The following is a 17,977-nucleotide window of genomic DNA, read 5'->3' on the forward strand; positions in this document are numbered from 1 at the left end:
TGAAATCTCCTCAGGCGGTCGTCTTGCGGTTTCGGGACGTGGCGATCTCGCCGGTTTCGAGCAGCATCTTGAGCCGCTTCAGGTCGCGACGACCTTGGATGGACGGCTCCGCCTGGAAGAGCTTGGCAATCATCTGGCCGATCCGTCCTGCCGGCGGCACATAGGCGATGACAGCCTCCACCTCGGTCCCCCGCCCGGCGGGCGCGTCGCGGAACATGACCTTTCCCGAGGTCTCGACAGCGGAGTTTTCCGTCGATCGCCAGGCGATCTCCTCTCCCGGCCGATCCGACACGATGCGCGTTTCCAGCTCCACGTCGAAGTCCGCGGGTCCGCGTATGGTCCAACGGGTCAGATCGCCTTGGACTGTCACGCTTTCCACGTTTTCCATGAAATGCGGCAGTCGCGACATGTCTCGCCAGGCGTCGTACACGTCCTGGCGCGGACGATTGATCGTCACCGTCCGACCCGACACGGCGAAGCGCCCGAAGCGCGACCGCCGGCCGGTGCGTCCCGGTGCGTCATCAGGTGGATGCTGGTCGTTGGCCTGCCGTGACTGATTGAGGGCGAGCGCCAGCGCTCCCGCCCCTGTAAGCGCTGCCAGGGAGACGAGAAGGTACGTCCTGTTGTCGGCGATGCCGCGGGCGAGCTGGCGACGGTTTGGTGTCAATCGGTTCATCGTCAAATTCCTGCAAATGCTGCTCAGATGGGCAGAAGAACAGGTGCCGCCGGGCAATGTTCCCGCGGCCTGTCAGCATAGGCAGGATCGTGTTCGGCTAGCTCAGAAGCCGTTTGCCGCGTTGCACATGAAGGTCCCGCATCTGCGAGATCATGTACTGCTCGAAATCGGCCTGGCTGGACCAGGTCGTCGTTCCCACGGCGATGACCGATTTCAGGGTGAGCTCCACCAGCCTGTCGGCCGAGCTCGAGTCCGGCATCAGGTCGCGGGCGTGAAGGATCATGAGGGGCAAGGCGGCAACGGCATTGATCGCAGGCGGCTTGCGGCGCGCACCATGCGACCGCAACAGCTCGACCAGGGCTTCGGTCGGGGTCGGTTTGCTGATGACGGGGACGCCGTGATACCGCTCCGGCAATTTGAGCGTGTAGGCGGTGTAGAACACAAAAGGCGTTTCCCGCGTCAACAGGCAGTCGGCCAGCGGAAACGACGTATCGTCCCGCAGCCGGATGTCGAGGATGGCCGCATCGACATTCTCGAGATGATCGACAGCGTCATGCGCCTCGGAAAAGGGTCCGACGACCTCGGCGTTCAGCCTGGCGAGCTGGTACTGAAGCTCCGTCGCGAGGATGAAGTCATCCTCGGCGACGAGAACTCTCAAGGCGTCGGTCATGAACTTTCTTTCCTTTCCGTCATTGCCATAGCTGGTCCGCCCGCTGCGCTCATGTCAGCGCTCGCCGTCCAGCTTCTCCTGAAGCCGTATTGCCAGCTTCCTTAGCCTCTCGGGGACGTCTTCCTGACGTATGGCTTCCAGGGCCGCCTTGACGTCCAGGTCCACCCGCCGCTCGTCCGTCCGATCTTCCCGTTTCATCATTATTCTGCCTCTTGTGCATGGATCCGTCGTTCGGATGCGAGGTCCCCACGTTCGTCGAGGGAGCCGAGAGGAACCGCAACCTCGGAATTAAACCGGTACGCCATCCACAGCATGCATCCACAGGTAGGGCAAAACCCCCGGTCAGCAATTGTCGATGACAACCATATGCTGGGCGCGCGCGTCCACGAGATGCCGTCCCGAGACATACAGACCCAGGTGACGGGTGCGCCGCCACTCAGTCGACGGCACCTGAGGCAATGACATTCCACGATCTCGTCGATCCGGTAGATGGTAAACCGGCAGCGTCCGCAAAGACACCCGCCTTCCAGCCCCGACGACCGCGACGGGGCGAGCGTCATGCACCCGCCCGTCCCTGGCATCCGGCCATACTCGTCTCGCTCGCCACGCTGTTCCAATCCTCCGGCCCTTTCAGTTGCCGGTGCGAGGGTCAGGACGCCGGATCGCAGGTCCGTCGATCCGGCAGCAGAGCGCTCTCTGCTTGCCGGACCCGTGCCGCCTTCGCACCTCTCTGCGTCATGTCTGCTCGCTCTGTGCGCCCGATTTCGGCTTGGCCTTGCCAAGGCTCGGCTTCTGGCCAAGCGGCTTCGGCTCCTTCATCACAGAAAATTCGGACCGGCCATCGAGAGACGGTCCGGACGTCCAACGTCCTTCAGGCGTCGGCTCGTCGAGCGAAGTGTTCAGGAAATAGTAGCTGTGCTCGGTCGCCTCGTGATCCTGAGGCGTCGCGTTCGGGATCGGGAGCTGCTTCTCCCAGCCGCCCAACTCCTCCAGAACGGCGAGCCATTGCTGCTGGTGCATCGTATCCCGCGCGATGAGGAACGAAAGCATGTCCTTCATGCCGGGATCGTCCGTCATGTTGTAAAGCCGGCTCGCGAGAACGCGCCCGCCGGCCTCGGCCGTGGCATTCGCCAGCATGTCGGCCCCGATGTTTCCCGTCGCGTAGACGTGGCTCATGTCGAAGGGAACCCCGTTCGAGTTGACGGGCATCGCAGAGAGACCGGAGGACAGGATGTGCCTCGGGTTCATTCCGCCGAGGATCGCGTGGACCACAGGGTCTTTGGCCGCCTCGTCCTGGACATCCACCGGCGCGCCCTCGAGATTCAGGGCGACGGCATGGCCGAGAAACTCGATATGGCTCAGCTCCTCGGTCGCCGTCATCATGAGCATGTCGCGGTACTTCGAGTCCCCCCGCGCTCCCATGGCCTGGAAGAAATACTGCATCGCAACGCGGATTTCTCCTTCGATGCCGCCGATCGCCTGTTGCAGATGCTTCGCGAAAGCCGGGTCCGGCCGCTCGACGCGCACTTCGTACTGAAGCTTCGAGGAATGATGGAACATGCTGTCTCTCCTGGTGGGGATCATTGTGCCGAGAACGGGGTGTTTTCGATGAGACCTCAAACAGCCGTTGCCGCAGAGTGTTCCCGGGACCCGCGATCATGTGTTCCGGGATTTTCCCTTCAAGGAAGGGGGCCGAAACCGACCCCAAGACTGCCTGCGGGCAGGCTGTCAGACATGATCCGCCGCTGCGCCGGGCAAGACCACGGCGTTCCGTGCGCCACTCTCCTCTGAAGCGCGTCGCGTCATCGCATTGGCGCTGCCGCTTTCGCATGAGGTGGGAACACGTACCTGAGGTCCTTGTCGCTGGTGGAGGGCACACCGCAGGACGACTTCCGGCTCGGCCGAGCATTCCTCGTTTCTCGTCATCCGGCGGGATTTAGCGAAATAGTTCCATCGGTTGCTCCCGACTGGTCTAAATGGCGCCGCTTTCTAGGCGGCTCGATCGCCACCAAGCCCCGAGATCGCCTGGATGAGATTGTCTTCTGTCACCTCTTCGGAAGTGAAGGTGCGCATGATGCAACCCGAATACATGGCGACGATCCGGTCCGAGACGTGCAGCACTTCAGGCATTTCCGAGGAGATGACCATGACCGCGTAGCCTTGGGACGCCAATTCCCGCAGAAGCTTGTGGATCTCGGATTTCGAGCCCACGTCGATGCCACGCGTCGGTTCGTCGACGATCAGCACCTTGGGGTGCATGGACAGCCACTTTCCGATGACGATCTTCTGCTGGTTGCCGCCTGAAAGATTGCCGACCCGGCTTTTCCAGTTCGGTGTACGGATATCCAGCTGGTCGCGGTACTTGTCGAAGATGGCCACCTCGGCGCCTTCCGCCACGAACGGCCCGGCCTTCAGATCGTCGACCTGCGGCAGGGTCATGTTGTCGCGACAGTTCATGCCGAGGATCAGGCCCTGCCCCTTTCGATCCTCGGGCACCAGCGAGATACCGCGCGCGATCGCCTCGGCGGGGGAGGCGATGCTCACCTCCTCGCCATCGAGCAGTATCTGCCCGGCAGACGGACCGCGCAGGCCGAACAGCGTCTCCGCGATCTCGGTCCGGCCGGCGCCCACCAGCCCGTAGAAACCGACGACCTCGCCCCGGCGGACTTCGAAGCTCACGTCGCGATAGAGCTTTCCGCAACTCAGGCCGCGGACTTCCAGGGCTACATCGCCCAACTTGTGGTGCGAGGCGTTGCGGCTGAGGTCGAGCTTGCGCCCGATCATCAGCTGGGTGACCGCCTCCTCGTTCGTCTCCACGGTGGCGAGGGTGCCCTGGTACTGTCCGTCACGCAGGATCGAGATGCGGTCGGTGATCTTGAAGATCTCCTCCATCCGGTGGGAGATGTAGACGATCCCGACCCCGTCCTTCTTCAGGTCCGCGATGACGTCGAACAGGACCGATTTCTCGGCATCCGTGAGCGACGCCGTCGGTTCGTCGAAGATCACCGCCTTCGCGTCGACGGTGAGCGCTCGGGCGATTTCGACCATCTGCTGGTTGGCGATGGAAAGGTCGCCCACGCGCGTCCGCGCATCGAAGCCCACATTCAGTTTCTCGAGGATCGCGTTCGTCTTGTCCGCGAGCTTGCCCCAGTCGACCCGGCCGAAGCTCTTGCGGGGCAGTTCGCCGAGGTAGATGTTCTCGGCCACCGACAGTTCCTCGGCGAGGCTGAGTTCCTGATGGATGAAGACGATACCCTTGGCCTTGGCTTCCAGCGGACCTGACATCACCACCTTCCAGTCGCCCATGTAGATGTCGCCGCCGTCGGGCTGGTAGATGCCGCCCAGAACCTTCATCAGGGTCGACTTTCCCGCACCGTTTTCGCCCATCAGCGCGTGGACTTCACCCGGCATGACCGAGAAGGACACGCCGTCCAGCGCCCGAACGCCGGGAAAGGTCTTGACGATGTCCTGGAGGCGGAGAACCGGATCGGTCATACCTTCAACTCCTCTTTGCCTTTGACGTTCAGCTGCCGATCGAGGAACAGAACTGCGATCAGGATCAGGCCGATGACGAGGTTCACGGTCGAAGTATCTGCGCCGATGTGGCCCAGCCCCTTGCGCAGAAGCTGGATCGCGATAACACCGCCAAACGTCCCGATCACGTTGCCTGCGCCTCCGGTTATCTTGGTCCCGCCAAGCACCACTGCCGTGATGACCCAAAGCTCGTAGAGCTGACCGTCGTTGGGGTTCACCGAGCCGCTCTCGGAGTAGAAGATCACCGCCGACAGCGCGGCCAGAAAGCCAATGATCGCGAAGTTGATCATCATGTGCGGCCCTACCCGGATACCGGCGTTGACCGCAGCCTCGCGATTGTCGCCGATGGCATAGGCGTTCCGCCCGTGCACGGTCCTGGCCATCAGGAACCAGACCGCCAGCGTAACCGCCAACAGGAACCACGACGCCGTGGCGAGGCCCAGGAATTCGGCCTCGGCGAAATCGACCAGCGTCCAGTTGAGATGGCTCGTCGGATTCTCGCCATTGAACATGAAGACGATGCCGCGGAAGCCCAGCATCGAGCCCAGCGTGACGATGAAGGCATCCACGCCGGTCTTCCAGACGATCAGTCCGTTGAGTGCGCCTAGCAATGTGCCCGCCATCAGCGCCAGCAACCAGGCCACGGGGATGACCCAGTCGCCAAGCCCTGCGAAGATCGGCCATGTCATGCTGTCCAGGAGAATGATCGCGGCGATGGCGAAGGTCGCGCCGACGGAGAGGTCGATGTTCCCGTTCACCATCACGAGAGTCATGCCCATCGCGATGATCCCGATGGGCGCCGACTGCTTGAGAAGCAGCAGCATATTCTCGAAATCCATGAAGGCCTTGTCCGACAGCGACAGGAACTCGCCCGCCACGCTGAAAAAGATCAGCTCGAGAACGATGAACCCCCAGATCGCGCCGCTTTTCAGCGCCTTTGACAGTGCACCCGGTTGCATGGCTAGCCCTCCCTCACGCGATCGGCGACCAGAGCTTGCCGCGCTTGGCCGCGATATCGAGCCAGACGGCAAGGATGATGATGACCCACGTCACCACGAACTGGACGTAGAATTGCAGACCCAAAAGCAGGAGACCGTTCTGGATAAAGCCCAGGATCAGCACGCCGATGACGGTCTTGAAGATGGTCCCCGACCCGCCGAGAAGCGAGGCGCCGCCGAGGATGACGGCGGCCAGGACCTCGAGTTCCAGCCCCTGCCCCACGGTGTTCTGAGAGCCAAGTGAACGACTGGCCTGGATGAGGCCAGCCGTCGCGACGCAAGCGGCCGAGATCATGTAGCAATTGAACACGGTCCGCGCGCGTCGGATGCCGGAGAAGGTCGCGGCGGTGCCGTTGCCACCGACCGCGTATACCTTTCGCCCGAAGGCGGTCTTGGCCAGCACGACGCCGAGGAGGGCAGCGAGTACGGCAAAAATCAGGATCGGCACCGGGATTCCCAGCGCTGTTCCCTGACCGAACACGCTGAACCACGTCCCTTCCTTGTCGGCGATATCCATGTTCTGTCCGCCCGAATAGGTCAGCGTCAGCCCGTGGATCGCGGACAGCATGCCAAGCGTGACGATCAACGAATTTAGCCTCAGGTATCCCACGAGAAAGCCGATAAAGGCCCCGAGGCAGAGCGTCATCGCGAACATCGCGGGAATGGCCAGCGCGGGTCCTATCTTGTCGTGCAGGTCCAGCACGACGATGGTCGAGAACGACATCATCGAGCCCACCGACAGATCGAGGTTGCCGCTGATGACCACGAAGGTCACCCCCAGCGCCATCACCCCCAGGATCGCCGACGACCGGACGACGCTGAACACGTTGTCCACGGACAAGAACTTCGGGTTTGCGAGCGTGAACGCGATCATGAACACCGCGAAGGCAATCAGGATGCCCTGCCTGGCCAGAACTGTGCCGATCTGCTGCTTGGTCGGTGTCGCCATGATCCCCTCCCGAAGGTCGCCGGCATTCTCTTGTGTCACTGACATTCATTCCTCCCAATGCCGTGCGGTCAGACCAGTGTCATGCCTCCGTCGATCATGACGATCTGACCGGTCATGTAGTCGCTGTCTCGCGACGCCAGAAAGGTCGTTGTACCGGTGATATCCTGCGGGGTCGCCACGCGGCCCCTCAGGATGTCGGCCGAGAACTCTTCCATCGCCTGCCCCGGCCGCTCGGACGCGCCGATGGCCAGCAGATCCTGGTCGACCTGCTCCCACATCTCGGTCGCCACCACACCGGGAGCGAAGCCGGTCACAGTAATATCGTGCTTCGCCAGATCCCGCGCACCCGACTGCGTCAGGGCCACCACGGCGAATTTCGACGCGCAATAGGGCGCGACGTTGTCGAACCCCTGCCGGCTGGCGATCGAGGCGGTGTTGACGATCTTGCCCCCGTGTCCCTGCGCGATCATCTGGCGCGCGGCCTCCTGCATGCCGATCATGCAGCCGAGCCCATTGACGCCCATGATGAAATTCCAGTTGTCTTCCGTAACGTCCATGAAGTTCATCGGCTTGTTGACGCCAGCATTGTTGAACTTCACGTCGAGCCGGCCGAAGACCTCGACGGTATGCGCGATCATCGCCCGGACCTGCTCGCGCTCGGTCACGTCGACCTGCGCCGATGTGACGGCGCCCGACCGTCCGTTGATGCGGCTGCGGTTCGCGTCGGCCACCTCCGCCGCCTTGCCGCCGTTCAGGTCCGCGAAACAGACCATGGCGCCCTCGTCCAGAAGCGCCTCTCCGATGGCGCGACCTATGCCCTGGGCAGCGCCTGTCACGATGCAGACGCGATCCGAAACACGTCCCATGCCGCGTCCCCCCAAAACCTGTGCGAGAAGCTGTTGCCGGGGCGCGGTCTCGCCGCGCCCCGCGAAACGATTGGGCTCAGAACACCGGCTTGGTGAAGTCGCCCATGTTGTCCTGAGTGATCTTCGGCGTGTCGAAGTAGTTCAGGAACGGCACGTCCTTCCCTCCGAGCACGTCGATTGCGGTCTGGAGTGCGGCTTCGGCGTCATCGACCGGCGACTGATAGATCGATCCCCAGTAGTCGCCTGCGCCCATCGCGTCGTAGCCGACGGCGAAGTTGGTCGCGCCGACGAAGACGATGCCGTCGCGGCCTGCGGCCTTGGCAGCGTTGAGCGCGCCCACGCCCATGTTGTCGTCGCCCGCGTAGACCCCGTCGATGTCGTCGTACTTGACGAGGAAGGCTTCCATGACCTGTTGCGACTTCTCGCGGTTCCAGTCGCCCGGCTGGGTGTCCAACACGCTCACGTTCGGGCAGACTTCGGGCAGACGGTCCTCGAAGCCCTTGGCGCGTTCGATGGCGGTGGTGTAGCCCGGCTGGCCCGTGATGTGCACGACGCTGGCCTCGTCCTCGATGCCCATCTCCTTGAACTTGTCGCACATGATCTCGGCCGACCGCGCGCCCTGGGTAATGTTGTCCGGGCCCGAGAACGACTTGACGAAATCGAAGCCGGCCTCCGCAATGTTCGAGTTGGTGACGATCACGGGGATGCCCGCCTGGTGCGCCTTGCGGACGGCGGGGATCACGGCTTCGCCATTCGTCGGCCAGATTATGATGGCATCCACCTCCTGCTGGATCAGGTCCTCCATCTGCGCGATCTGGCGCGCCACGTCGCCGCCCGCGTCGAGTACGACCGTTTCGACATCCGCGTTCTCTTCGGCGGCCGCGATGAACGCCTTTTCGTACGTGGTCTGATAGCTGTCGACCCCGACGTTGTTCTGGGTGATGCCGATCTTCATCGTATCGGCCGATGCGACGCCAGCCACGGCCAGCATCGCTGTCGAAGCGACAAGAGTGGTGCGAAGTTTCATTTTGGTTTCCTCCCGGATGATAACGGTCTTCTCGAACTCCGAGGTGCCCTTACCGGGCACCAGGTCCATCACTCGGCATGCCGAACGATTGCCCGATAGAGTGCCGGGCTTCAAACCTCCTAAGTTCATCAAAAGTATCCAAAACGGATAATTTTTTATCCACAATGAATATTTTAACGATACGTGTTGGACATCACACTGGACATCTATGGGAGCAATCGTCGTGAGCGACTCCGGATCATCCGAAGCGGATAGCGGAAAACACCCACGTAAACGCAAGTCCGAAAAGAGGCAAAGCCGCGCAATGAACGCTCTGGGAGGGCATCGCCAAAGCAACCCTGTCTCGCCCCAGGCGAAATCCGAGCCGCTTGAGCTCCTGGCCTTCCTCGAGGATTTCAGCGACGAGTTGGAAGACGCCTTGGACATCATCACGCCGAACGCGCATTTGCGCATGGCGCTGCATCTCCTTCAGGGCCATTACAACGCGCGCACGATCACCCCCACCTCGCTCGTAAGCGCCAGCCGGGTGCCCTATGCCACCGCGAACCGGCGCATGAAGGAAATGATCGAGGACGGGCTTATCGAGCAGCGGCCCCGCACGAAGTCGGGCAAGAGCTTCTCCATGCATCCCAGCGAGAAGCTCCTGGCCCAGTGGGTGCAGCTTTCGGGTCGGCTTCGCCGGCTTGCCGATGGGCACTTCGGTGGCCAGCGCAAGGCGCGGGACACCGAGGACTATTACTTCAGTGCCAGCTACACGGCGGCGCAATCCGTCCCGCCACTCAGCGTGCGCACCGAACCCTTGAAGGTGCCGGGCGGCATTCGCGTCCTGGTTCATGGCGATCCAACCTTCATGGTGATGGACAATCTGAAACGTCAATTCGAGCAGGTCATCGGCATAGAGATCAGCCAGCGCGCCTTTTCCATCGACCGGCTCCGCGAAGAAGGGCTGCGCAACGCCGCCAGACCGACCAGCCGGTATGACATCATCGCGGTCGACCTGCCGTGGATCGGGGAGTTCGCCGAGAAAGGCGTCCTGATGCCACTGGACCAGGTCATGGATCTGGCGCGCCTCGACCCGGCGGATTTCCATACCGCGGGCTGGAAGGCCGCCCATTGGGGCGGACGCGCCTATGGTGTGCCGGCGCAGACCACGCCGGAACTCCTGTTCTATCGTCGCGACCTCTTCGCCGATGCGGGGCTTGAGCCGCCCGCGACCACCGACGCCGTGCTGAAGGCCGCGCGCAAGCTGCATGACCCCCGCCACGGTCGGTACGGCATTGCGTGGAATGCCGCGCGTGGGACGGCGCTCGGCCATACCGTTCTGATGACGATCGCCGATTTCGGCCAGCCCATCCTCGATCTGCCGGCGATTGCGGGCGGCTTCGGAACCGACCACCTCGCCTCGGGCGGCTACCAGGCGACCATCGACACGGACGCGGGGCTGTTGGCCGCCGAGTACCTGTTGGAGCTTCTGAAGTACTCGCCGCCCGACATCCTGTCGATGTCGTGGTACGAACGTGTCCGCCCCTACGCCGCGGGCAGCATCGCGATGGCCTATGGCTACACCCTGCTCGCCCCCTACTTCGAGCTGGACGAAACGTCGCCCGCCTACGGCCAGACCGGATACCTGCCGCATCCGGCCGGACCGGGCGCAAGACCCGTCGCGCCCGTCGGGGGCTATGTCATGGGCATTCCGGCCAACCTCGCGCCCGAACGCGTGCCGGCGGCGGTCGAGGCGCTGACCGTGTTCACCTCGCCCGAAGCCCAGAAACTCTACGTCCAGAACGGCAGCCGGACCAACCCGCGCTACTCGGTCGGTTCGGACCCGGAAGTACGCCGCACTTCGCCCATCTTCGAAGCCATCGACGCGATGTCCTGGCGCGACGAACTGCAATTCTGGCCGCGTCCGCCTGTCCCCGAGATCGGTGGCATCATCAAGATCTGCGGCGAGGAATTCCACGACATGCTGCGCGGGATCAAATCGCCCCGCGTTGCCCTGCGCACTGCCCAGACCCGGGCGGATGCCCTGATACGACCCGACGGGTCACCGTGACACGAGGAGGAGACACCATGGACCCCAATCGCCTGAAAGGGAAAAACATCCTCATTACCGGCGCCGCCCGCGGAATGGGCGCGGCCAATGCCGAGGCCTTTGCGGCGCAGGGTGCCAACGTGTGCCTTGGGGACCTGGAACTGGCCGAAGCACAGAAGATGGCCGACAGCATCAACGCCGCCGGCAACGGCAAGGCTATCGCCGTCAGAATGGACGTGACCAAGCGCGAGGACAATGCGGGGGCCGTCGCCGCCACGGTCGATGCGTTCGGTTCGATCAACGTGGGCGTCTTCAACGCCGGCCTGAACAAGCCCCGCTTCTTCATGGATATCGACGAAGACAACTGGGACCTGATCATGAACGTCAACACCAAGGCGATGTGGCTCGGGATGCAGGAAACCGCGCGCCAGATGATCGCCCAGGGACCGATGGAGGATCATCCCTACAAGCTGATCAACGTCGGCTCCATCGCGTCCCGTAAGCCGCTGGTCGACGTGACGGTCTACTGCACCTCGAAGTACGGCTGCCTTGCGTTGACCCATTGCGGCGCCGTCGGGCTGGCCGAGCACAACATCACCGTCAACGGCTATGCGCCCGGTGTCGTCGTGACACCGCTCTGGAAGCAGCTCGACAAGGATCTCGTCGATATCGGCTTCAAGGAAAAGGAAGGCCAGGCCTACGAGGACATCGTTCGCGATGCGCTGCAGATCAAGCGCGTCTCCTACCCGAAGGACATCGTCGGCACCGCGTCATTCCTCGCCTCGGACGACAGCGACTACATGACCGGCCAGATGGTCCATATCGACGGCGGCTGGTGCATCCAGTAGCGCCCTGAGTTTTCAGCCACTTTCACAAGCAAGGGCAGCGCCAGCGCAGCCCGGAGGAGATCTTCATGTCACGCGCCCTGATGCCGAACATGCTTACCCCGCAGGACCTGGAACCCAACTGGGAATGGCGCGACCGCCTGCCCGCCTGGGGGCACACCTCCGTCGATTTTGAGCGCCGGATCGACCACGACCGCTTGCGGCGTTATCGCCTCGCGCGGACGCGGCAGGCGTTGCAGGCGTCGGACGCGGGCACGCTTCTGCTCTTCGACGTCAACAACATCCGCTACGTCAGCGCGACCAAGATCGGCGAATGGGAACGGGACAAGATGTGCCGGTTCTGCCTGCTGACGGGCGACGACAGCCCCTATGTCTGGGACTTCGGCTCGGCGGCGATGCATCACAAGCGTTATTCCGACTGGCTGGAGCCCGAGCACTGCCTTGCCGGTGTCGTCGGGATGCGGGGGACGATCCCGCCCGAATTCGGCCTGATGAAGAAATACGCCAAGCAGATCGCGGGCCTGATCCGGGACGCCGGCATGGCGGACATGCCTGTCGGCGTCGACTATGCCGAAACCGCGATGTTCCATGCCCTGAAGGAAGAAGGCCTGAACATCGTCGACGGCCAGCAGATCATGCTGGCGGCGCGCGAGATCAAGAATTGGGACGAGATCCAGCTTCTGACGCAGGCGGCCAGCATGGTCGATGGCGTCTACCACATGATCTACGAGGAGCTGAAACCGGGCGTGCGCGAGAACGATATCGTCGCGCTCTCGAACAAGATGCTCTACGAGATGGGCTCGGACGACGTCGAGGCGATCAACGCTATTTCTGGCGAACGCTGCAACCCGCATCCGCACAACTTCACCGACCGCTACTTCCGGCCCGGCGATCAGGCGTTCTTCGACATTCTCCAGTCCTACCAGGGCTATCGCACCTGCTACTACCGGACCTTCAACATCGGGCGGGCAACGCCGGCGCAGAACGACGCCTACGTGAAGGCGCGCGAGTGGATCGACGCCTCGATCGAGGCGATCAAGCCCGGCGTGACGACCGACACCGTCGCCAAGCTCTGGCCCAAGGCCGAGGAGTTCGGCTTCCCGGACGAGGATTCGGCCTTCGGCCTCCAGTTCGGCCACGGTCTCGGGCTTGCACTGCACGAACGCCCCATCATTTCCCGAGCCGTGTCGCTGGATCACCCGATGGAGATCCAGACCGGCATGGTCTTCGCGCTGGAAACCTACTGCCCGGCCGCCGACGGATACTCGGCTGCCCGGATCGAGGAAGAGGTCGTCGTGACCGAGAAGGGGTGCGAGGTCATCAGCCTTTTCCCGGCCGAGGACCTGCCCATCGCGAACCGGTACTGAGGCATGGGCAATCCGTTCGACCTGACCGGCCGCAAGGCGCTTGTCACCGGCGGCGCGACCGGCATCGGCGAGGGCATTGCCTTGGCCCTCGCCGATGCCGGGGCCGATGTGGCGTTGACCTATCGCAGCCATGCGCCAGAGGCGGTCATCGCAAAGATCAAGGCGCTTGGGCGACGGGCAGTGGCGGTGAAGGCCGATTTCACCGGAATGGATCAGGCCGCCGCCGAAGAGGTGATCGGCTTCGCCGCCGACGCTTTGGGCGGTCTCGATATCCTCGTGAACAACGCTGGCATCATTCACCGTCAGGACTCGGTCGAGATGCCCTTCGACGACTGGCGACGCGTCCTGTCGGTCAACCTCGACAGCGTCTGGTTGCTGTCGCAGGCGGCGGGCAGGCGGATGCTGGCCCAAGGGTCGGGCAAGATCGTGATCGTGTCATCCGTGCTGGGGTCGCAAGGCGGGCTGCGCGTGCCGGCATATGCCTCCAGCAAGCACGCCGTGATTGGCCTGACACGTGCACTCTGCAACGAATGGGCAGGGCAAGGAGTGAACGTGAACGCCGTCGCGCCCGGCTACACCGCCACGGACAACACGCAGGCGCTGCGCGATGATCCCAAAAGATCCCGCGTGTTGCTGGAGCGCATTCCCGCGGGCAGGTTCGCCGAACCGCACGAAATCGCCGGTGCAGCCGTATTCCTGGCCTCCGACGCCGCCGCCTATTGCCACGGCAGCGTCGTGACCGTGGATGGCGGGTGGCTGGCCCGTTGAGAGTGACCCGATGACAGAGACACTGAACGGAAAGACGGCGCTCGTGACCGCTGCCGGAAACGGGATCGGGCGCGCCTCGGTCGAGGCTTTGGCTAGGTTGGATGCGAGCGTCATCGCGACCGACATCGACGCCGCGGCGGTCGAAAGCTTGGCCGACGACACCTCGGGCGTCACCCCGCGGCGCCTGGACGTCCTGGACGCCGAAGCCATCGCGGCACTGGTGGAGTCGCATCCGAAAATCGACATCCTCGTGAACTGCGCCGGCTGGGTGCATGACGGCACGATCCTCGATTGCGAGGAAGACGCCTGGGACCGGTCCTTCGCGTTGAATGCCAAGGCCACGTACCGCCTGACGCGTGCCGTTCTTCCCGGGATGCTGCGGCAGGGGGGAGGATCCATCATCAACATCGCGTCCATCGTGTCCAGCGAAAGAGGTGCCCCGCGCCGCTTCGCCTATGGGGCGTCCAAGGCAGCGATCATCGGCATGACCAAGTCCATCGCCGCCGACTTCGTGAAGGACGGCATCCGCTGCAACGCGATCTGCCCTGGGACGGTCCAAAGCCCGTCGCTGAACGACCGGCTTGCCTCGACAGGAGATTTCGACGCGGCGCTCGAAGCGTTCAAGGCGCGCCAGCCGATGGGACGCCTTGGCCGGCCCGAGGAGATCGCCGCGATGGTTTGCTACCTCGCCGGCGATCTCTCGGCCTTCACCACTGGCCAGTCGTTCGCCGTCGATGGCGGGTGGTCGATCTGATGCGGCTCTCTCGGGCGGCTTCGATCGACGACCTGAGGACGATGGCGAAGCGTCGCATCCCCCGGTTCGCCTTCGATCTCGTCGATGGCGGCGCGGAGAACGAGCGCAACCTGCGTCGCAATGTCGAAGCTTTCGAAGAGGTGGAGCTTACGCCGCGCTACATGATGGACGTCTCGAACATCGACACGCGCGCCACCATACTCGGCCAGACCTTCGACCTGCCGTTCGGAATGGCGCCCATCGGGATGCTCAACGCCTTCTGGCCGGAGGCAGATCTTACGCTCGCGCGCCTCTGCAGGCAGACAAACATTCCCTACGTGGCAAGTTCAGCAGCCTCGACCACAATGGAAAGGCTGGCCGAGGCGGCCGATGGCGTCGGCTGGTTCCAACTCTACGTCTCCAGCGACGCCGCGGTAACCGAAGGCCTGATCGCGCGGGCCGAGGCGGCTGGCTATCCGGTGATGATGGTAACCGCCGACGTTCCCGCCGCAGGGAAACGCGACCGCGACATACGCAACCAGCTTTCGGTTCCGTTCCGGTTGACGCCGGACGTGCTGTTTCAGATTGCCACCCATCCGCGCTGGTCGGTCGAGACTTTTCGTCACGGCAAGCCCAATATCGCGAACTACGCGGACCTATTGCAGGCGGCGACATCCTACGCCGACGTCCAGAAGACCCTGATCACGCCCGGGTTCACCTGGGACAGCCTTCGAAGGCTGCGTGACCGTTGGAAGGGCAAGCTTCTGGTCAAGGGCATCCTGCATCCACAGGACGCGCTGAAATGTGCCGAGATCGGTTGCGACGGCATCGTGGTTTCCAATCATGGCGGCCGTCAGGTCGCGTTCGGGCCGCCGACGATCCAAGCCTTGCCACCGATTGCCGAAGCCGTGCGAGGACGGCTGGAAATAATTATCGACAGCGGCATTCGGCGCGGCGCGGACCTGTTGCGTGCCAAAGCACATGGTGCCGACTTTGCGCTGGCGGGGCGCGCGTTGGCATACGGGGTCGGAGCGGGCGCCAGCGACGGGGCTGAATGCGCAATGAAGATTCTAAAGCTCGAATTGGTTCGCTCGCTCGGTCAACTAGGCTGTTCGTCGTTCGAGGCGGTGGGAAGCTCGGCGCTCTTTACTACCTAGCAGAAAGAAGGCCGGCTCACCGAATGCGTGCTTTTCACGCCGATCTCGGAGGCGCCAATCGGCTTATAGATGCTTTACCCCCTTGCCGAACGACTTGGCATGTCACCATTGAGCCAATGGATTCTGCCAACGTCCCGTAAGCGGAATTGGTGGCTTATGCACATGCCAATCCCCACGCTTTGCGCTGCAAGCAATCGCCTCTGCCCGCGGCGCCGCAATGTCTTCGCGTACAAGTTGAGCCGACGCGTGAGGTACATCCAGCATAGGGGGAGTGACCCACACCACGCTCATGTCAATTGCCGAGAGGGAACGAGTCTGCGGGCAAACGTCCGATATCAGGCCCATCCCACAGAGTGCCACGGGCGTCGAAGTGTTCAGTGCTGCCTTGCTTTCTGCTCTACACAGCAACATCGTCTCACAGCCAGCCCCTTTGCTTGAAATATGCGTAGGGCAATATCGCCGAGACGACCATCAAAGCGATAGCAAATGGATACCCCAACAGCCAGTCGAGTTCCGGCATGTGCTGAAAGTTCATTCCGTAGATCGACGCTATCAGCGTGGGCGGCAGGAAGATCACGGCTGCCACGGAGAAGATCTTGATGATGGCGTTCTGCTCGATGTTGATCATTCCGAGGGTAGCGTCGAGCAGGAAGGTCATTTTCTGCGACAGGAATCCCGCATGGTCCAGCAGGGATCGGATGTCGCGGGAGAGGGTCTTCGTGCGCTCGCGGATCTCTTTCGGGCTTTCCCGCTGAACGGTCGCGTGGCCTAAAAACCCTGCCAGCCGTTCCAGCGTGAGAAGGCTGTCGCGGATATTCGAGGTGAGATCGCCCTTTCGTCCGATCTCCTCCAGGGTCTTCTGGTTGTCCGGCGCGGCATCCTTGGCGGGCCGGAATATCTGACGAGAAACCGCGTCGATGTCTCGAGCGGCTCGCTCCAGAATATCGGCGAGCCGGTCCACGACCGCTTCGAGGAGTGCCACGAGGATGCTTTCGGGGTTTGGGACATCAAGACCCGTGCGTTCGGCACGGGGAGGAAAGGAGGTAAACGCTCGGGGTTCGTGGTAGCGAACGGTCACGAGATGATCCGCAGTGAGAACGAAAGTCACGGGCGCCATTTCCGGATCATCGCCATCGGTATGGGCCGGGAGGATCGCCGTCATGAACGTCCCGCCGCCTTCCAGATATAGCCGCGACGATATCTCGATCTCGTTCATTTCCTCGCGAGTCGGGATATCGAGCCCGAGCACCCGCTCCACCGCGACCTCCTCTTCTCGCGTGGGACTCACGAGATCGAGCCACAAGGCTCCCGACATCTCCTCATGTGGCCCCGTTAGTCGGCCCCCCTCGTTTCGAAAGCATCGGATCACGTTCGGACTCCTTCTCGGTTCGAACTGCGACTCGCAGTTCCGCTGCCTGCATCAGGCTCCGTTGCGCCGGTCTGCACCTGGGACAGAAACAGCCTATTTGCTCAGACCGCCACATAGACCTGTTCGGGACGAGCGACAGGCGCACGCAGGCGCCGACGCTTCCTGTGTTGTTCTGTCGTCGAAGTAAGGAATCGACCAATAGTCAGAGGCCAGACGGCCGACAACCGTGCTCTACTGCCGCGAATGAGCAGAAGTCCGCGGCCGCCGCTTGACGTCGGCCGAGGGTTGGGCACTGTGCCTTGGAGACGGGCATCCGCGCCCGGGCAGGTGTGCCTACGCTACAAGCACACACCAATTCCCCCGTAGAGAGGCAGTCATGAATCGTGCAGTCGTCTTCATTCTGGCACTTCCGGCCTTGGCGGGCGTCACCGTCTCCTCCGCCGAAGCACGCGTCTGCGACTATCGCCCGAGCGAGCTTCTGAGAAGCGGCGTGAGCAGTGCGCGGGACGCAGCCGGTGCCTTTGCCAACCGGGCCGCAGGTGCATTCACGCTCACCAACGCGGCCACGGGTGCTTCAATGTTGGGGTCGACCGCCAGCACTCTTGGAGAGATTGGCGGAGCTGTTGGCAGCACCGCCGCGGGCGCAGTGTCTGCATCCGGAGCGGCCGTCGCTGCGGTCGGCCTTGGTGCGATGGAGGGACTCTGCTATTTCCGCGACGAACGGATCAGCGACTATGGCGACGTTCTGCAGGTGATGCAGGCGATCGCGGATTCCGCCGATCCGGCTTACTTCCGCGTCGACGACGGGACTCAGCGACAGAAGAGCGCCGTCGTTGTGATCGGAGACGGCTCGGGTGGCGCGACCGAATATCCCGTGCGGAAGCTGTACATCGTGAACGGCGTGCTCATACACCGCGACTGGGGCTTGAACACGCCGCTCGGCGACGTCGGCTTCATGAGTCCTTCAGACGCGGTGAAATAAGCCG

General features: G+C 62.9%; 18 protein-coding genes. 7 read left to right on the top strand and 11 right to left on the bottom strand.

Annotation, left to right across the window (positions count from 1 at the left end; all coding sequences use genetic code 11):
• Positions 1-10: 10 nt before the first annotated feature.
• From EF888_RS10795 to EF888_RS10835, 10 genes are all read right to left on the bottom strand, one after another.
• Positions 11-733 (bottom strand): SRPBCC family protein, encoded by a 723-nt coding sequence (locus tag EF888_RS10795; protein WP_241239870.1) that lies wholly within the window; start codon positions 731-733, stop codon positions 11-13.
• Between the two features lie 40 nt (positions 734-773).
• Complete coding sequence (locus EF888_RS10800) at positions 774-1,346, bottom strand: response regulator (RefSeq protein WP_109761147.1); 573 nt, start codon at positions 1,344-1,346, stop codon at positions 774-776.
• Between the two features lie 54 nt (positions 1,347-1,400).
• A complete protein-coding gene (locus EF888_RS21795; RefSeq protein WP_164721649.1) occupies positions 1,401-1,547 on the bottom strand; it encodes a hypothetical protein in 147 nt (48 codons plus the stop codon).
• Positions 1,547-1,927 (bottom strand): GFA family protein, encoded by a 381-nt coding sequence (locus EF888_RS22615; protein ID WP_420902670.1) that lies wholly within the window; start codon positions 1,925-1,927, stop codon positions 1,547-1,549. The genes EF888_RS21795 and EF888_RS22615 overlap by 1 nt, the downstream gene beginning before the upstream one ends.
• A 154-nt stretch (positions 1,928-2,081) precedes the next feature.
• On the bottom strand, positions 2,082-2,906 hold the full coding sequence (locus EF888_RS10810; RefSeq protein ID WP_109761149.1) for a manganese catalase family protein: 825 nt from the start codon (positions 2,904-2,906) through the stop codon (positions 2,082-2,084).
• Between the two features lie 429 nt (positions 2,907-3,335).
• The gene (locus EF888_RS10815; protein ID WP_109761150.1) at positions 3,336-4,841 is read right to left on the bottom strand and encodes a sugar ABC transporter ATP-binding protein; all 1,506 of its coding nucleotides are present in this window, start codon (positions 4,839-4,841) and stop codon (positions 3,336-3,338) included.
• On the bottom strand, positions 4,838-5,839 hold the full coding sequence (locus EF888_RS10820) for an ABC transporter permease (RefSeq protein ID WP_109761151.1): 1,002 nt from the start codon (positions 5,837-5,839) through the stop codon (positions 4,838-4,840). Before EF888_RS10820 ends, EF888_RS10815 begins: the two co-directional genes overlap by 4 nt.
• A gap of 13 nt (positions 5,840-5,852) precedes the next feature.
• On the bottom strand, positions 5,853-6,827 hold the full coding sequence (locus tag EF888_RS10825) for an ABC transporter permease (RefSeq protein ID WP_109761194.1): 975 nt from the start codon (positions 6,825-6,827) through the stop codon (positions 5,853-5,855).
• A gap of 68 nt (positions 6,828-6,895) precedes the next feature.
• A complete protein-coding gene (locus EF888_RS10830; RefSeq protein WP_109761152.1) occupies positions 6,896-7,693 on the bottom strand; it encodes an SDR family NAD(P)-dependent oxidoreductase in 798 nt (265 codons plus the stop codon).
• 76 nt (positions 7,694-7,769) lie between these two features.
• A complete protein-coding gene (locus EF888_RS10835; protein ID WP_109761195.1) occupies positions 7,770-8,720 on the bottom strand; it encodes a sugar ABC transporter substrate-binding protein in 951 nt (316 codons plus the stop codon).
• A 304-nt stretch (positions 8,721-9,024) separates the two neighbouring features.
• On the opposite strand from EF888_RS10835, the gene EF888_RS10840 reads away from it, so the two are divergent.
• The 6 genes from EF888_RS10840 to EF888_RS10865 all read left to right on the top strand — a co-directional run bounded on the left by EF888_RS10840 (position 9,025) and on the right by EF888_RS10865 (position 15,622).
• A complete protein-coding gene (locus EF888_RS10840; RefSeq protein WP_109761153.1) occupies positions 9,025-10,773 on the top strand; it encodes an extracellular solute-binding protein in 1,749 nt (582 codons plus the stop codon).
• A gap of 17 nt (positions 10,774-10,790) precedes the next feature.
• Entirely contained in the window at positions 10,791-11,600 is an 810-nt protein-coding gene (locus EF888_RS10845) for an SDR family NAD(P)-dependent oxidoreductase (RefSeq protein WP_109761154.1), read from the top strand.
• A gap of 65 nt (positions 11,601-11,665) precedes the next feature.
• Positions 11,666-12,964: a M24 family metallopeptidase gene (locus EF888_RS10850; RefSeq protein WP_109761155.1), complete on the top strand. Its 1,299-nt coding sequence runs from the start codon at positions 11,666-11,668 to the stop codon at positions 12,962-12,964.
• Positions 12,965-12,967: 3 nt separating this feature from the next.
• A complete protein-coding gene (locus EF888_RS10855; protein WP_109761156.1) occupies positions 12,968-13,732 on the top strand; it encodes an SDR family oxidoreductase in 765 nt (254 codons plus the stop codon).
• Between the two features lie 10 nt (positions 13,733-13,742).
• Positions 13,743-14,486, top strand: a complete 744-nt coding sequence (locus EF888_RS10860) for an SDR family oxidoreductase (RefSeq protein WP_109761157.1) — start codon at positions 13,743-13,745, stop codon at positions 14,484-14,486.
• Positions 14,474-15,622 carry an alpha-hydroxy acid oxidase gene (locus tag EF888_RS10865; RefSeq protein ID WP_109761158.1) on the top strand — a complete coding sequence of 383 codons (1,149 nt, stop codon included), beginning with the start codon at positions 14,474-14,476 and terminating at the stop codon, positions 15,620-15,622. The genes EF888_RS10860 and EF888_RS10865 overlap by 13 nt, the downstream gene beginning before the upstream one ends.
• Before the next feature lie 415 nt (positions 15,623-16,037).
• Here EF888_RS10865 and EF888_RS10870 read toward each other — a convergent pair whose 3' ends face one another.
• Positions 16,038-16,925 (bottom strand): magnesium transporter CorA family protein, encoded by an 888-nt coding sequence (locus tag EF888_RS10870; protein ID WP_206508293.1) that lies wholly within the window; start codon positions 16,923-16,925, stop codon positions 16,038-16,040.
• Positions 16,926-17,367: 442 nt separating this feature from the next.
• Here EF888_RS10870 and EF888_RS10875 point away from each other — a divergent pair, with 442 nt between their 5' ends.
• Complete coding sequence (locus EF888_RS10875) at positions 17,368-17,973, top strand: hypothetical protein (RefSeq protein WP_109761160.1); 606 nt, start codon at positions 17,368-17,370, stop codon at positions 17,971-17,973.
• Positions 17,974-17,977 lie beyond the last annotated feature (4 nt).

The sequence above is a fragment of the Silicimonas algicola genome (assembly GCF_003970735.1).
GTDB classification, from domain to species: Bacteria; Pseudomonadota; Alphaproteobacteria; order Rhodobacterales; family Rhodobacteraceae; genus Silicimonas; species Silicimonas algicola.

Excerpts from the sequence above, each read along its gene's own strand:
- EF888_RS10800 (WP_109761147.1), bottom strand. The coding sequence starts at position 1,346 with ATGACCGACGCCTTGAGAGTTCTCGTCGCCGAGGATGACTTCATCCTC.
- EF888_RS10840 (WP_109761153.1), top strand. The coding sequence starts at position 9,025 with ATGAACGCTCTGGGAGGGCATCGCCAAAGCAACCCTGTCTCGCCCCAG.
- EF888_RS10845 (WP_109761154.1), top strand. The coding sequence starts at position 10,791 with ATGGACCCCAATCGCCTGAAAGGGAAAAACATCCTCATTACCGGCGCC.
- EF888_RS10825 (WP_109761194.1), bottom strand. The coding sequence starts at position 6,827 with ATGGCGACACCGACCAAGCAGCAGATCGGCACAGTTCTGGCCAGGCAG.
- EF888_RS10820 (WP_109761151.1), bottom strand. The coding sequence starts at position 5,839 with ATGCAACCGGGTGCACTGTCAAAGGCGCTGAAAAGCGGCGCGATCTGG.
- EF888_RS10830 (WP_109761152.1), bottom strand. The coding sequence starts at position 7,693 with ATGGGACGTGTTTCGGATCGCGTCTGCATCGTGACAGGCGCTGCCCAG.
- EF888_RS10835 (WP_109761195.1), bottom strand. The coding sequence starts at position 8,720 with ATGAAACTTCGCACCACTCTTGTCGCTTCGACAGCGATGCTGGCCGTG.
- EF888_RS22615 (WP_420902670.1), bottom strand. The coding sequence starts at position 1,927 with ATGCCAGGGACGGGCGGGTGCATGACGCTCGCCCCGTCGCGGTCGTCG.
- EF888_RS10815 (WP_109761150.1), bottom strand. The coding sequence starts at position 4,841 with ATGACCGATCCGGTTCTCCGCCTCCAGGACATCGTCAAGACCTTTCCC.
- EF888_RS10810 (WP_109761149.1), bottom strand. The coding sequence starts at position 2,906 with ATGTTCCATCATTCCTCGAAGCTTCAGTACGAAGTGCGCGTCGAGCGG.
- EF888_RS10855 (WP_109761156.1), top strand. The coding sequence starts at position 12,968 with ATGGGCAATCCGTTCGACCTGACCGGCCGCAAGGCGCTTGTCACCGGC.
- EF888_RS10860 (WP_109761157.1), top strand. The coding sequence starts at position 13,743 with ATGACAGAGACACTGAACGGAAAGACGGCGCTCGTGACCGCTGCCGGA.
- EF888_RS10850 (WP_109761155.1), top strand. The coding sequence starts at position 11,666 with ATGTCACGCGCCCTGATGCCGAACATGCTTACCCCGCAGGACCTGGAA.
- EF888_RS21795 (WP_164721649.1), bottom strand. The coding sequence starts at position 1,547 with ATGATGAAACGGGAAGATCGGACGGACGAGCGGCGGGTGGACCTGGAC.
- EF888_RS10875 (WP_109761160.1), top strand. The coding sequence starts at position 17,368 with ATGAATCGTGCAGTCGTCTTCATTCTGGCACTTCCGGCCTTGGCGGGC.